The 13,138-nt window shown below is 71.7% G+C and carries 11 protein-coding genes and 1 riboswitch; of the genes, 5 read left to right on the top strand and 6 right to left on the bottom strand.

Annotation, left to right across the window (positions count from 1 at the left end; all coding sequences use genetic code 11):
• The first annotated feature begins 6 nt into the window (after window positions 1–6).
• From ABZ621_RS17085 to ABZ621_RS17075, 3 genes are all read left to right on the top strand, one after another.
• Complete coding sequence (locus tag ABZ621_RS17085) at window positions 7–894, top strand: NAD(P)H-binding protein (RefSeq protein ID WP_360605167.1); 888 nt, start codon at window positions 7–9, stop codon at window positions 892–894.
• 302 nt (window positions 895–1,196) lie between these two features.
• Complete coding sequence (locus ABZ621_RS17080) at window positions 1,197–3,305, top strand: glucose PTS transporter subunit IIA (protein WP_360605165.1); 2,109 nt, start codon at window positions 1,197–1,199, stop codon at window positions 3,303–3,305.
• A gap of 134 nt (window positions 3,306–3,439) precedes the next feature.
• Entirely contained in the window at window positions 3,440–4,297 is an 858-nt protein-coding gene (locus tag ABZ621_RS17075; RefSeq protein WP_360605163.1) for a PRD domain-containing protein, read from the top strand.
• Between the two features lie 23 nt (window positions 4,298–4,320).
• Here ABZ621_RS17075 and ABZ621_RS17070 read toward each other — a convergent pair whose 3' ends face one another.
• The 5 genes from ABZ621_RS17070 to ABZ621_RS17050 form a co-directional block, all read right to left on the bottom strand.
• A complete protein-coding gene (locus ABZ621_RS17070) occupies window positions 4,321–5,130 on the bottom strand; it encodes an ABC transporter ATP-binding protein (protein ID WP_360605161.1) in 810 nt (269 codons plus the stop codon).
• Window positions 5,127–6,251 carry an iron ABC transporter permease gene (locus tag ABZ621_RS17065; RefSeq protein ID WP_360605159.1) on the bottom strand — a complete coding sequence of 375 codons (1,125 nt, stop codon included), beginning with the start codon at window positions 6,249–6,251 and terminating at the stop codon, window positions 5,127–5,129. The genes ABZ621_RS17070 and ABZ621_RS17065 overlap by 4 nt, the downstream gene beginning before the upstream one ends.
• Complete coding sequence (locus tag ABZ621_RS17060) at window positions 6,248–7,267, bottom strand: ABC transporter substrate-binding protein (protein ID WP_360605157.1); 1,020 nt, start codon at window positions 7,265–7,267, stop codon at window positions 6,248–6,250. The genes ABZ621_RS17065 and ABZ621_RS17060 overlap by 4 nt, the downstream gene beginning before the upstream one ends.
• A 44-nt stretch (window positions 7,268–7,311) precedes the next feature.
• A riboswitch (cobalamin riboswitch) is annotated at window positions 7,312–7,493 on the bottom strand.
• Between the two features lie 548 nt (window positions 7,494–8,041).
• Window positions 8,042–8,488 (bottom strand): TIGR03618 family F420-dependent PPOX class oxidoreductase, encoded by a 447-nt coding sequence (locus ABZ621_RS17055; protein ID WP_360605155.1) that lies wholly within the window; start codon window positions 8,486–8,488, stop codon window positions 8,042–8,044.
• 410 nt (window positions 8,489–8,898) lie between these two features.
• Window positions 8,899–9,750 (bottom strand): hypothetical protein, encoded by an 852-nt coding sequence (locus tag ABZ621_RS17050; RefSeq protein WP_360605596.1) that lies wholly within the window; start codon window positions 9,748–9,750, stop codon window positions 8,899–8,901.
• 240 nt (window positions 9,751–9,990) lie between these two features.
• On the opposite strand from ABZ621_RS17050, the gene ABZ621_RS17045 reads away from it, so the two are divergent.
• Window positions 9,991–10,731, top strand: coding sequence for an alpha/beta hydrolase (locus tag ABZ621_RS17045; protein WP_360605153.1), 741 nt, complete (start codon window positions 9,991–9,993; stop codon window positions 10,729–10,731).
• Window positions 10,732–11,138: 407 nt separating this feature from the next.
• Here ABZ621_RS17045 and ABZ621_RS17040 read toward each other — a convergent pair whose 3' ends face one another.
• A complete protein-coding gene (locus tag ABZ621_RS17040; protein ID WP_360605151.1) occupies window positions 11,139–12,368 on the bottom strand; it encodes a helix-turn-helix transcriptional regulator in 1,230 nt (409 codons plus the stop codon).
• A gap of 124 nt (window positions 12,369–12,492) precedes the next feature.
• On the opposite strand from ABZ621_RS17040, the gene ABZ621_RS17035 reads away from it, so the two are divergent.
• Window positions 12,493–13,137: a toll/interleukin-1 receptor domain-containing protein gene (locus ABZ621_RS17035; RefSeq protein ID WP_360605149.1), complete on the top strand. Its 645-nt coding sequence runs from the start codon at window positions 12,493–12,495 to the stop codon at window positions 13,135–13,137.
• Window position 13,138 lies beyond the last annotated feature (1 nt).

Raw genomic sequence — 13,138 nt, 5'->3', positions numbered from 1 at the left:
GTTTCGATGGGTGGCGTGCATCAGACAAACAGTTCTCCCGTACTCGTCACCGGGGCGACCGGCCGCGTCGGCCGCGTCGTCGTCGACCGACTTCTCGACGCGGGCGTGCCGGTCCGCGCCCTCGTCCGTCGCCCCGACGCGGCGGCCACGCTGCCGTCGGCGGTCGAGGTCTTCACCGGCGACCTCACCGTTCCCGAGACGCTCGACCCGGCACTGAAGGGAGCCGGTGCGGTCTTCCTCGTCTGGACCGCGCCGCCCGCGACCGCCGAGGCGGTCGTCGAACGGCTGGCGGCCCACGTGGGGCGGGCCGTCTTCCTCTCGTCCCCCCACCAGACGCCGCACCCCTGCTTCCAGCAGCCCAATCCCATGGGGGTGCTGCACGCCGACATCGAGCGGCTCCTCGCGGCGACCGCGCTGGAGACGACGATCATCCGGCCGGGGATGTTCGCGTCGAACGCGCTGGCCTGGTGGGCGCCCGCCCTCCGGAACGGCGACGTCGTCCGGTGGCCCTACGGTGCCGCCGAGTCGGCCCCGGTCGACGATCGCGACATCGCGGCCGTAGCCGCACGCACGCTCCGCGAAGACGGACACGTCGGAGGCGACTACGTCCTCACGGGCCCCGAATCCCTGACCCAAGTCGCGCAGCTCGACGTCATCGGGGACGCGCTGGGGCGCCGGATCGCCTACGAGGAGCTGACGCCGGACGAGTTCCGGGCGCTGTGGGAGGCAGTCGCACCCCGCTCGGCCGTCGACATGCTGCTCGCCGCGTGGCACGCGGCGGTGGGGCGGCCCGCGTACCGCACCACCACGGTGGCCGACCTCCTCGGGACGCCCCCGCGAAGCCTCCGCCAGTGGGCGGTCGACCACGCCGCCGCCTTCGCGCGCAGGACGTGACCTCGTCGCCCGCCTCCCGATCCGTGCACCGGAAGAGTGACGCGGTCCACATCGGACGCCCGTGTCCTGCCGACGTGACCCGGTGTTAAAGTTCGATCGGATCGATCTCGATCGCAGGATTGTTACTTCCCGAGGCATCCGCCTTCGTCGCTCACGCGACGCCATGGCGGTGCCGCCCGAGGGAAGGCAAGGCCTGGGTAGCGCCGTGTGCGCGACCCGGGCCTTTTTTGTTGCCCGGATCCGGGCGTGAGAGATCGCGGACAGAACCAGACGGCGACAGCCCGAGGATGCAAGGACGCATCATGAACACACCCGCAACCGGTCACGGCACGCCGGCGGAGCGCATCCTCCGCGGCGTCGGCGGAGCCGAGAACGTCGAGAGCCTCACGCACTGCGCGACGAGGCTCCGCTTCCAGCTCCACGACGGGGCGAAGGCCGACACGGCCGCGCTCGACGCCCTCGACGGCGTCATGGCCACGGTGCCGCAGTCCGGCGACCGCCTCCAGATCGTGATCGGCGGCGCCGTCGCACGGGTCTACTCCGAGATCATGAACCTGCCGTCGATGACGAACGGCGGCACGGCCCCGCCGAAGTCGGACGCCGACGTCAAGGCCGAGGCGCGGGCCAAGAGCCGCGGCCGCTACGTCTGGCTCGACAACTTCTTCGAGTACCTCTCGGACTCCTTCCGCCCGCTCATGGGCGTGCTGCTCGGCTCCTCGCTGATCATCGCGATCGCCTCCGTCCTCGACGCCCTGGGCATGGTGGACTTCCGCGCCGCGGACAAGTCCGCGACCTGGGTGTTCGTCGACGCCATGTGGCGCTCGGTGCTCTACTTCCTGCCGATCTTCGTCGCCTACAACGCGGCGAAGAAGCTGAAGATCGACCCGTGGGTGGGCGCCACCGTGATGGCCGCGGTGATGACCCCGAACTTCACGGGCCTGATCAACTCCAAGATCCCCGGCGTCACCACCACCACCAACGAGACGCTCGGCACCACGGAGTCCGTGGCGCACGTCTTCGGCCTGCCGATGCAGCTCAACGACTACGGCGGCCAGGTCTTCGTACCGCTGCTGATGGTCGCCCTGCTCGCCCTCGTCTACAAGGGCCTCCAGCGCGTCTTCCCCGAGAGCGTGCACATGGTCTTCGTGCCGTTCTTCAGCATGCTGATCATGATCCCGGTGACCGCCTTCCTCATCGGCCCGCTGGGCATCTGGGCCGGCAACGGCCTCGGCGAGGGGCTGTCCTGGCTGAACAACAACGCGCCGCTCGTCTTCGCGATCATGATCCCGCTGCTCTACCCCTTCCTGGTGCCGCTGGGCCTGCACTGGCCGCTGAACGCGCTCATGCTGCAGAACATCAACACCCTCGGCTACGACTTCATCCAGGGCCCCATGGGCGCGTGGAACTTCGCCTGCTTCGGCGCCACCGCCGGCGTCCTGCTCCTCTCGGTGCGCCACCGTGAGAAGGAGATGCGCCAGACCGCGACCGGCGCCCTCGCCGCCGGCCTCTTCGGCGGCATCTCCGAACCCTCGCTGTACGGCATCCACCTGCGCTTCAAGCGGATCTACCCGCGCATGCTGGTCGGCTGCCTCGTCGGTGGCGTCATCGTGGGCGTCCTGGGCGGCGTCGACACCAACGCCTTCGCCTTCACCTCGCTGCTGACCATCCCGGTCTTCGACCCGATGCCGGTCTACGTCATCGCGATCACGGCGTCCTTCTTCACCGCCATGGCACTCGTGTACTTCTCCGACTTCCGCACCCCGCAGGACCGCGCCCGGGCCAACGCCGAGCGCGACGCCGCCGAGGCGGTCCCCCAGGAGAGCGCGACGGCCGACGACCGCGAGCTCGTCACCGTCGGCGCTCCCGCGAGCACGACGGCGGACTCGGCCGCCGCCCCCGCCCCCACCCCCGCCCCCAGCCCCGTCCCGGGCCCCGCCGAGGAGACCAGCACCGGGAAGGGCATCGAGCTCGCCGCGCCGGTCGCGGGCCGCGTGGTGGACCTCGACGACGTCGGGGACCCGGTCTTCGCCTCCCGCGCGCTCGGCGAGGGCGTGGGCATCGAGCCGGCCGACGGCCGGGTCGTCGCCCCGGTCGACGGAGAGCTGATGGTCGTCGCCGACACCGGCCACGCCTTCGGGATCCGTACCGCCGACGGCGTCGAGGTCCTCGTCCACGTCGGCATCGACACCGTGCAGATGCAGGGGGAGGGCTTCGACGTCCGGGCCGAGGCCGGCCGGCAGGTCCGGGCCGGCGACCTCCTCGTCGAGGTCGACCTCGACGCCGTGCGCGCCGCGGACCACCCGACCGTCACCCTCATGACCGTCACCAACACCGCGGAGCTCGCCTCGGTCGAGCCGCACACCGGGCAGGACGTCGCCGTCGGCGCACCCGTGGTGACCGTACGGCGGTGACGCGCGGCCACCGGCCCGACACGGGTACGCGCACCCCGCGGAGCGCGTACCCGCACGGCCCCGGCGCGGCTCCCGCGGAGCATGCGGGATCATTGGGGGAGAAACGGACCGCGGACGAGTAAGGAGAGCAGGCTGTGAAGGCGCTGCGTGTCCTCAACAACAACGTGGTCCTCGCGCGCGACGACAAGGGCCAGGAGGTCATCCTCACCGGGCGCGGCATCGGCTTCAGCTCCCGCCAGGGCAAGCCGGTCGACCCGGCGCTGATCGTCCGCGTCTTCGTCCCGGCGGACGGCCGTGACCCCGACCACCTGAGCGAAGTCCTCTCCCTCATCGACGAGGAAGTCCTGCGGGCCGTCGTGATCGCCCTCGACGAGTCCGGCATCGAGGGGCGCGAGTCCACCCGGCCGACCCTGGCCATCGCCGTCGCCGACCACATCGCCGGCGCGCTGGACCGCGCCGCGCGCGGCATCACCGTCGAGTACCCGCTGCGCGCCGAGGTCCAGGCCCTGTACGCCACCGAGTACGCCCAGGCCCAGCGCCTCCTCGCGGCCATCAACGAACGCGTGGACCCGCGCCTGGAGCCCCCCGAGGCGATCGCGCTCGCGCTGCACCTGGTGAACGCGGGCTTCGCCACGGGCGACCTCTCCTTCACGTACACGATGACCGGCGTCATCCACCAGATGCTCGCCGTCGTCAGGGAACGGCACGGGCTGTCCGTCTCCCAGGAGTCGATGAGCGCGGCGCGGTTCATCACCCACGTGCGCTACCTCTTCGTACGGATCCAGCAGCACCGGCAGCTGAAGGGGCACGAGTCCACGATCGGCCAGGGCATCCGCCGCCACTACCCGGAGGCGACCCGCACCGCACAGCAGCTGGCGACGATCGTCGAGCTGCGACTGGGTACGCACCTGAGCGAGGACGAGGTCTCCTACCTGGCGCTCCACGTCGCCCGCATGACCATGGAGACGGAGCCGGACGGCACCGAGGCCTGAGCCCCCCGGCGTCCCCGCCGCGGTCAGGCGACCCGGTCGTCCGCCGCGGCCGGACGAGGCCCGTCGGGGAGGAAGGTCACCTGGGGCGCGCCGGTGCGCGGATGGACGGTGATCTCGCTCGCCACGCCGTACACGTCGGACAGCAGCCGGGGCGTGAGGACCTCCGCCGGCGGGCCCGACGCGGTGACTCCGCCGTCGCGCAGGACGTAGAGGCGGTCGCAGTAGTACGCGGCGAGGTTGAGGTCGTGCAGGGCGACCAGGACCGTGGCCGGCAGCTTCCGCAGGGTGCCGAGGACGTCCAGCTGGTGGCGGATGTCCAGGTGGTTCGTCGGCTCGTCCAGGACGAGCAGGGAAGGCTGCTGGGCGAGGGCGCGGGCGATGAGGACGCGTTGGCGTTCGCCGCCGGAGAGCCGGTCGAAGGGGCGGTGGGCGAGGCCGGTGGCGTCCACCGCGTCCAGGGCCGCGTCGATCAGTTCGGCGTCCTCGGGGGTGTCCCCGTCGAGGAGCCGTTTGTGCGGGGTACGGCCCATGGCGACGACCTCACGGACGGAGAGGTCGAAGTCGGCGCCCGAATCCTGCACCACGGCCGCCACGGTGCGGGCCAGTCGCCGCACGGGCAGCGACCAGGCGTCGGCGCCGTCGACGTCGACCCGGCCCGCGGCGGGGCGCAGGACGCGGTAGACGGCGCGCAGCAGGCTGGACTTGCCGCTGCCGTTGGGGCCGACGAGACCGACGACCTCGCCGGGGCGTGCGGTCAGGGACACGTCCTCGACGAGGCGGTGCGCGCCGGCGGTCAGGGTGACGCCGTCGACGACGAGCTCGGTGGCGGTCATGCCCCTCCTCGGTCGGTGGTCCTGCGGGCGTCGCGGCGCATCAGCCACAGGAAGAACGGTCCGCCGCACAGGGCCGTGAGCACGCCGACGGGGATCTCCGTCGGCGCGGCGACGACGCGCGCGGCGATGTCGGCCCAGATGAGGAAGACCGCGCCGCCGAGCGCGGCGGTCGGCAGGACGCGGCGGTGGTCGCCGCCGACGGCGAGGCGGACGATGTGCGGCAGCATCAGGCCGACGAAGCCGATCGGTCCGCACGCCGCGACGAGGACGCCGGTGACGAGGGACAGCAGGACGAACATGCGGGCCCGGAAGCGGGCCACGTCCAGGCCCATCGTGGTGGCCGCCTCCTCGCCGGCGAGCAGCAGGTTCAGGTGGCGCGCCTGCACGAGGAGGACGGAGATGCCCAGGACCAGGGCGGCGCCGGGCAGCCACAACGTTCCCCAGTTGACGCCGCCGAGGCCGCCGAGGGTCCAGGCGAGGACCGCGCGGGCCTCGTTTCCCCGGTCGGTGGTGAGCAGCAGCAGGTCCAGTACGGCGGTGAGCACCGCGGCGATGGCCACACCGGACAGGACCAGCCGTGCCGAGGTGATCCTGCCGCCGGTGCGGGCCGTGGCGTAGACGAGCAGCAACGCACCGAGTGCCCCCGCGAACGCGGCGACCGACAGCGACACCGGCCCGAACAGGGTGACCCCGAACACGATCACCACCACGGCGCCCAGGGACGCCCCGGAGGAGACCCCGAGCAGGTACGGCTCGGCGAGCGGGTTGCGGATCAGGGCCTGCAGGGCCGTCCCCACGACCGCCAGTCCGGCGCCGGCCACGGCCCCGAGCAGGACGCGGGGCGCGCGGACGTCCAGCACGATGGTCTCGCGCGCCCGCGACCAGTCCGGTTCCACCCAGTCGGCGCCCAGCGCGTGCGTCACGATGCCCCACACCTGGCCGGGCGGCACGTGGACCGAGCCGATCGCCAGGCCCGCCGTGGCGGAGACCACCAGCAGGACGGCCAGGACCACGAGGACGACGGCGAGACCGGCCGGCCGGCCCGGCCCGGCCCGCCCGTCGTCCCGTCCCCCCGGTCGCGCGACCCGCCCGGAGGCGGCGTCGGTGACCGGGGCCGTCACCGGAAGCTCTCGGGCCGGATGCCACGGGCCAGATCGTCCACCGCGTACGCCGACCGCACGCCGACCAGGGTGGCGGTCAACGGCAGCACGACGAACCGCTTGTTCCTGATGGCCGGCACGTCCTTCAGAGCGGGCTGGCCGAGCAGGAACTCCTTCTTCTGCTCGACGCTCCCGGCGCCCGCGTAGTCGTAGATTGCGATGACCTCCGGCCGGCGTTCGACGACCTGCTCCCAGGAGACGTCGCCGAAGACGTCGTCGAGGTCGGCGAAGACGTTCGTGCCACCGGCCAGCCGGATCAGTTCGGTGCCGAGGCTCTTGCCGCCCGCGGTGAAGGCCGCCTTGTCACCGCTGTCGTACACGAAGACGGGCACCGGCGGCGCGCCCTTGACGGCGGCGGAGGCCTTCCCGACCCGCGCCCGGAGGTCGGAGACCAGCTGGTCGGCGCGGTCGGACACGCCGAAGATCGTGCCGACGGTACGGATCTCCTCGTACGTGTCCTCCATCGTCACCCGCTTCTTCCCGCAGTACTCGCGGTTCAGGTGGGTGTCGACGCCCGCGTCCCGGAACGCCTTGCGGGAGCGGCCCTCCTTCTCGTCGAAGGCGCTGCCGTAGCCGCCGTACACGAGGTCCGGTTCGGCTTCCAGGACGGTCTCGAAGGACGGCTCCCTCTCCGCCAGTTCGGGGATCGACTCGTAGTCCTTCCGCAGTTCGGGCAGGACGGCGGAGTCGGGGAAGGCGGTGCCGACCATGCGGTCCTTCAGCCCCAGGGCGAGCATGAGCTCCGCCGGATGCTGATGGATGGTGACGACGCGGGCGGGCGCCTTGTCGTACGTGGTCTTCACACCGCAGTTGTCGATGGTGACGGGAAAACCTCCGCCCGACGGGGAGGCGGCCTTCGTGTCCTGGGCCGTGACCTGCGACGAGCCGCAGCCGGCGGTCAGGAGGGCCGCCGACAGGGCGACGGCCGTGGCCGCGGCGCGCAGGGCACGGCGCCGGCGGGCAGGGGTGAACAGCATGGAACGGTCGTACAAGTGAAGCCTCCTGGGGAGTCCGCGCTCCTCGGATCGGGCCCGCGACAGGCCAGTGTCCTGACTCCCGGATCGACGCTCCCCTTGCCTTCCCACGCACGGCGCAGTGGCATGCCGAAGGGTGCACTCCCCGGTCACAGTGGCGGGACCGTGCCGGAATCGCACCGGCTTCCTGTCTCCCGTCGCGGTGATGACCTGCTGATCCTACGATCCACGGCGCCCGCGTCAAAAGGGCGTGCGTATGCGCGTGCACGCCCCTCGTGACCTCCGAGGCGGCGGCCGAACCCCGCCTCCTCGGCCGTCCGGCATCTCGACCGCGAGGTACCCGAAGTACCCGAACCACACCGCGGTACCTCGTATTTCTCCGGTGCTGGTGGACCCCGAAGGCGACGGCGGCCACGTCAGCCGGAACGCGCCCGTCTGGGTAGGGGTGGACCCGTCACCCTTGGGCAGTGTCTACTGGACGCTGGCTTCTGCTCTCTGCACCCGCGGGGATGATCCCGACCGCATGTTCGCTGGTCAACTCGTCCAGCGCTGCTCCCTGCGCCCGCAGGGGATGAACCGGACGAGCTTCTCGACGCCCGAGAGAACCCCCCTTTGCTCCCCGCTGCTTCGGGGACGGTCCCGTCTGGCAGTCCGAGGCCCCGTTCCTCTGGAAATTCGTATCAAGCACGGGTCGGGCTTCCGCCGACAGACCTCCGTCCTGCCGCCCGCCGCCTGCCGTCTGCCGAGGGGGCGACCGGCGCGCGGTGAGTGTGTCAGTCAGGGAGCGGGGACGGGGCCGCCGGGCCGGAAGCGCTCCACCCCGACGATGTGCCGCACCTTGACCGGGCGGACGATGACCGCGACGCGCCGTTCCCCCGGCATGAGCCACTCGAAGCGCTCGCTGCCGAGGTACTTGCGGGCCAGCTGGTCCATCCGGTCGCGCGCCTCCTCGCCCTCGATGAAGCGGGATACCACCCCGTTGATCTGCACCCTGTCGAAGGGATCGGCGGCGTCCGCGTGCGAGAGGTAGACGCGCGGGTCGCGGCGCAGGTTCTCCTCCTTCACCCGACCCACCGACGTGTTGAACATCAGCTCGCCCTCGCCCTCCAGATCCACCCACATCGGGCTGACCTGCGGAGCTCCGTCGGCGAACACCGTGCCGACGTACCAGATGTTGGGGGCCTGCAGACGGGCGCGGACGGTCTCGTCGAAGGTCGCGGTCATCCGGGGAGAGTACAACCTGGATCGGGGAGACAACGGCCGGACGATCTCGCCGTCGGTGATCCAGGACAGGGCGGCGCTTGTGAACTGCATGGGAGCAGATGCTGGTTGACTGCCTTGTCGATGAGGACCTTGGTGAGCTGACGGGAAGCCGTCCCGCCGAATGCGAGACGGGTCCGTCGGAGAGACCGCGGACATGAACAACCGACCGCAGGAGGCGGGCAGGGTGGCTCGACCGACTCGGGCCACCCCAACCGAATCCACACCCAGGGATCTCCACTGCGCCGGCCCACGGGAAGATCCCCCGCCGCGCTTCGTCGCCGACGGTCGTGATGGTGACCGTGACGCGACTCCGCCGTCGTCCCCGGGGTCACGCGATCCGGTACTCGCATCGGCCACGGGCCCCTGGCTGCTCACGTCCCGAGCGTGGCGCCTCGGGTCGTGCGGGTACGACGAAGGGGTCGGCCGCCTCCGCACCCTGGATCGTCAGTCCCGAAGCGAGTGTTCGGGGTCGCCTCGCGTGCTCGGGCGAGGGCCTGCTGCCGGACGTCGCCGAACAACTGCATCGTGGTGGCGGCCAGGACATCGTCCTTGCCGATGGTCCGACTGGCCCCACTGCGGACGGACAGCGCTTGGAGAGAACCGTCGAGGGGAGGGGGCGTGCCCGGTTCGCCCGGCGTCACCAGGGTGACCGAGCCGAAGCGCTTCACCCCGCCCTCGCGGACGACCATGGCCGCGTCCCGGGCGAGGTCCGTCAGGAACGCGCTGGCGATTCCGTCCAGGTCGCGGACCATCGCGGGGACGGCCGTCACCCCCCGGCTCGACAGCAGCCTCTTGACCCCGGTCTCGAACCTGTGGGCGCCGACCACGGCACTCGGTTTGCGCGACCTGCGGCGTCGAGGAGGAGCCACAAGGACGCCCTCGACATCGTGTACGTCACCGGTCAGGCCCCTGAACGTCGGGCTGTGCTCGTACCACGCGGTCCCCACCTCCACCTCGACGTTCCGGTCGATCGCCGAGACGAGGTCCGCGGGCGTCAGCTTCCTCCGGGCCTCTTCCGCCGCCGCTCGCCTCGCGCCGTCGATGATCTCCGCCAGCACCGTCCCCGTCACCGACGCGGCGGCCCACGCGGCCGACCGTGAGACGTGCATCGGGGTCACGTCCCTGAACACCGCTTTGACGAGAGAAGGCTTGAACGGCGGGATGTCCGTGCGCGCAGCGCGCTCGGGACTGTTGCGCTCAGGGCATGCGGGCTGTGCGGTCATCAGAAGGATCGCTCCCTGCTGTCGAGGTATCGGCCACCTCCACTTCACCACGCGTCGGTAGAGCCTGGAGAAAACCCGTTGGCGGACCGTGGTGGCCGCTGCTACGTTTTCGGAGGCCGTGCGAGAGAACGAGGAGGTGGTACCCGTGAACGTATCGACATGGGTGCTCTCCTCCGGGGTCACGGTCGGGCGATAGGTCGTCCGGGAGCGCCGTTCCATGGCACTCCTGAAGGAACGAACATGCACATCACTTCCCGACAGCTCCTCGACGACGGTGTCCTCGAGCGCGAGTTCACCCTCGGTGAGATTCCGGGCATCCTGTGGACGCCCGAATCGGCATCCGCGTCCGCTCCCGTACCGCTGATCCTGATCAGCCCCCCGCCCCTCGGTCTGCGCGCGACGTACGCGAGACTGCTGGACCGGGCTCGTTCCTCCGTGGCGGACGGCTTCGCCGCGGCCACCATCGAGCTCCCCGGGAGCGGCGACCGGCCCCGCCTGCCCGACGCCGAGCGTGCCGTCGCCGACCTGCGCCGGGCGACGGGGGCCGGCGAGCCGGTCAGCGACGAGATCATCGACGCCCTTGTCCTCCCCCTGGTCGACCGGTCGGTCCCGGAATGGCAGGGCGCCCTGGACGCCCTCCTCGCGCTGCCCGAGATCGGCGGTCCGGTCGGGTACTCGGGGGGCGTGATCTCCATCGGCGTCCGCCTGGCGGTGGTCGAGCCCCGCATCTCGGCCGCTGTCCTGTTCGCCGGGAGTTTCGTCCCTCGCGCCGTGTTCGAGGAGGCCCGCAGGGTCACCATTCCCCTGCACGTCCTGTTGCAGTGGGACGACGAAGGGAACGACCGGCAGGCGGCCCTGGATCTGTTCGACGCCTTCGGCTCGAAGGAGAAGACTCTGCACGCCAACATGGGCGGGCACACCGGTGTCCCGCAGCACGCGGGGGACGCCGCGGCCCGGTTCTTCGTCCGACACCTGAGGTGAGGCCGGCCCGTCAGGGCCCCAGCCGACGGTAGGCCGTGGGCCCCTGCCAACCAGGCAGGGGCCCCTCCTTACCCGCTGCTTCCCGCGTACGCGGGGGCGGGGGCGGGAGATGACTCAGACGGAGGCTACGCCCGGCACGAACGCGTTGCGTCCACGAGGGAGAAGACCGGGAGTTGCGTCCCCCGTGGATCAGGTGATGTGTGCCGCTCGTCTTCCACCGGTCGACATACGACGGACCGGTCGGGGAGCATGTGGTCCGGGGCGTCGAGGGCGGGCGTTCGTAGGTCCGTGGGCGGTCCCGGCGGTGGCTCCGCCGATGGGCCGGCGTTCGAACACGGCATGCCGGCTCGCTCGCATGACTCCGGGTGACCGCCCAGGGCAGCCGGGCCGTTCCGCCTCTTCCCGTCCTACGAGCCCAGCGCGAGGGCGGCCGACGCGTCGATGAGGGCGAGCCGGCCCGGGGTGGCTCCTCGGGTCCGGGCCGCCAGTTCCGCGAAACGTCCCAGCTCCGTGCGGACGGTGGCCGAGTCGATGCGCCTGATCACGGGCAGCGTCGCCTCGACGATCTGACAGGCGTCGTCGAGGCGCCCGACACCGACGAGGGCTGTCGCGTGCCGGACGGCGAAGCGGGCCTGGGAGTTGCTGTCCGCCGGGACGGCCGGCCGGCGCCGGAGCTCGGCGGCGAAGAGGTCGGCGGCCGGCTCGAAGCGGGAGAGGCCCAGCATGCAGGACGCTTCGAGGAGTCCAGGGCTGCCGTTCCCGATGCGCGGACCCCAGGAGGAGGCCCGGCCGCCGATGGCCTCGGCCGTGTGGCCTCTGAACCGCTCCAGCGCCTCCCCGCAGGCCCCCGCGTCGCCACGGCTCGCATGTCCCTGGGCCGCCCGCCGCGCGGCGTGCGCGCGGATCACCGGGTCGGCCGCCGGATGCCCGGCCGCCTGGTCGGCGTACCTGATCGCCGCGTCGGCGTCACCACGGTGCTGGGCGATGTACGCCTTGCGGACCAGGGCGTACGCGGCCACCGTCTCGTCCCCGCCCTCGGTGCCCCAGCGGACCGCGAGACTCGTCCAGCGCAGCGCCTCCGCCGGATTCCCCGCCTCCTGGGCCATCCACCCCGTGTACTCGGCGAACCTTGCGGCCAGCAGCCAGACGTCGGCCCGCTGCTCGCCCACGGCGTGCGGACCGGCGTCCGTCAGGATCCGCGTGATCGACTTCAGCGACGCGGTGACGAACCTCGGACCGGTGGATCTGCCGAGGTCCTTCAGCTCGCGCAGGACCCGTTCGTATCCGGCGACCACCGGGCCGGTCTCGACGACCTCCTCGACGCGGGCGCCACGGCGTCCGGGCCCGGCCAGCTCGGCGAGTCTCCCGCCGGTGCCGAAGGCCGCGTCGCAGGCCGCCGCCACAGCGGGCGTCGGGTTGCGCACCCCGCTCTCCAGATTGCAGATTTGCCCTTCGGACACGTTCGCACGCCGGGCGAGCTGGCGCACGCTCCACCCCCGGCGTGCCCGCAGTGTGGCCAGGACGACGCCGAAGTCGCCCGGTGGGAGACGGGTGTCGGTCGATCTCCCTGCCTGGGCCGCCCCCGTCGGGAGCGCTCCTGTCGGGACTGCCCCAGCCGTGCTGTCCGCAGAGTCCATGCCGTCCAGCGTACGGAGCCTTGCGGATGCTATTCAATCCTCGCTGAATAGGCGCCGAGCGCCTGCTCCGCCCCTAGGGTGAGCACGATCCCTGACGTCAAGACCCGCCAGACAGGGGGCACTTGTGCCGCGCGTCTTCCTCAGCTTTCGCAAACCGGACTCCCGGTGGATGCGAGACCGCGTCTACCGCGCGCTGTCCGACCGCTTAGGGGCCAACGAGATCTTCAAGTCCGGCCGGTCGATCCCGCCCGGGGCCGATTTCGCCGAGATCCTGCGGCGGCAGGCCGCCGAGTGCGAGCTCATGTGCGTACTCATCGGGCCGGGGTGGCTCGACGCGCGCGGCGAGGACGGTGTGCGGCTCCTGGACCGGGCCCACGACTGGGTCCGGCTGGAGATCGCGACCGCTCTGCGCGCCGGAAACCGGGTCGTCCCGGTCCTTCTCGGTGACGCGACGATGCTGCCCGACGCCTCGGCACTGCCGGCCGAGATCACGGAGCTGGGGCGCCTGCAGTTCCTTCGTGTTCCGGAGACCCATCTGCCGGACGGACTGGCACACTTGGGCGACGCGGTGGCAGACCTCCTGTCCGATTCCGATTCCGATTCCGATTCCGATTCCGGGTCCGCCGTCGCAGCCGGGCGCGGTACGGAGCCGCCCTCCGATCCGGAGCCGGCCGCCGATCCGGAGCCGTCGGTGACCATGACGGCTCATGTGTCCGGGGGCGGCAGCGCCTACCAGGCGGCCCGTGATCAGACGATCAGGCTGGCGTGAG

The sequence above is a fragment of the Streptomyces sp. NPDC007863 genome, from assembly GCF_040633895.1.
GTDB lineage: Bacteria > Actinomycetota > Actinomycetes > Streptomycetales > Streptomycetaceae > Streptomyces.
Note: the sequence above shows the minus strand (reverse complement) of the source record. Positions and strands in the feature narration are given on the sequence as shown.

Excerpts from the sequence above, each read along its gene's own strand:
- ABZ621_RS17085 (WP_360605167.1), top strand. The coding sequence starts at position 7 with ATGGGTGGCGTGCATCAGACAAACAGTTCTCCCGTACTCGTCACCGGG.
- ABZ621_RS17080 (WP_360605165.1), top strand. The coding sequence starts at position 1,197 with ATGAACACACCCGCAACCGGTCACGGCACGCCGGCGGAGCGCATCCTC.
- ABZ621_RS17070 (WP_360605161.1), bottom strand. The coding sequence starts at position 5,130 with ATGACCGCCACCGAGCTCGTCGTCGACGGCGTCACCCTGACCGCCGGC.
- ABZ621_RS17060 (WP_360605157.1), bottom strand. The coding sequence starts at position 7,267 with ATGCTGTTCACCCCTGCCCGCCGGCGCCGTGCCCTGCGCGCCGCGGCC.
- ABZ621_RS17055 (WP_360605155.1), bottom strand. The coding sequence starts at position 8,488 with ATGACCGCGACCTTCGACGAGACCGTCCGCGCCCGTCTGCAGGCCCCC.
- ABZ621_RS17050 (WP_360605596.1), bottom strand. The coding sequence starts at position 9,750 with ATGACCGCACAGCCCGCATGCCCTGAGCGCAACAGTCCCGAGCGCGCT.
- ABZ621_RS17045 (WP_360605153.1), top strand. The coding sequence starts at position 9,991 with ATGCACATCACTTCCCGACAGCTCCTCGACGACGGTGTCCTCGAGCGC.
- ABZ621_RS17040 (WP_360605151.1), bottom strand. The coding sequence starts at position 12,368 with ATGGACTCTGCGGACAGCACGGCTGGGGCAGTCCCGACAGGAGCGCTC.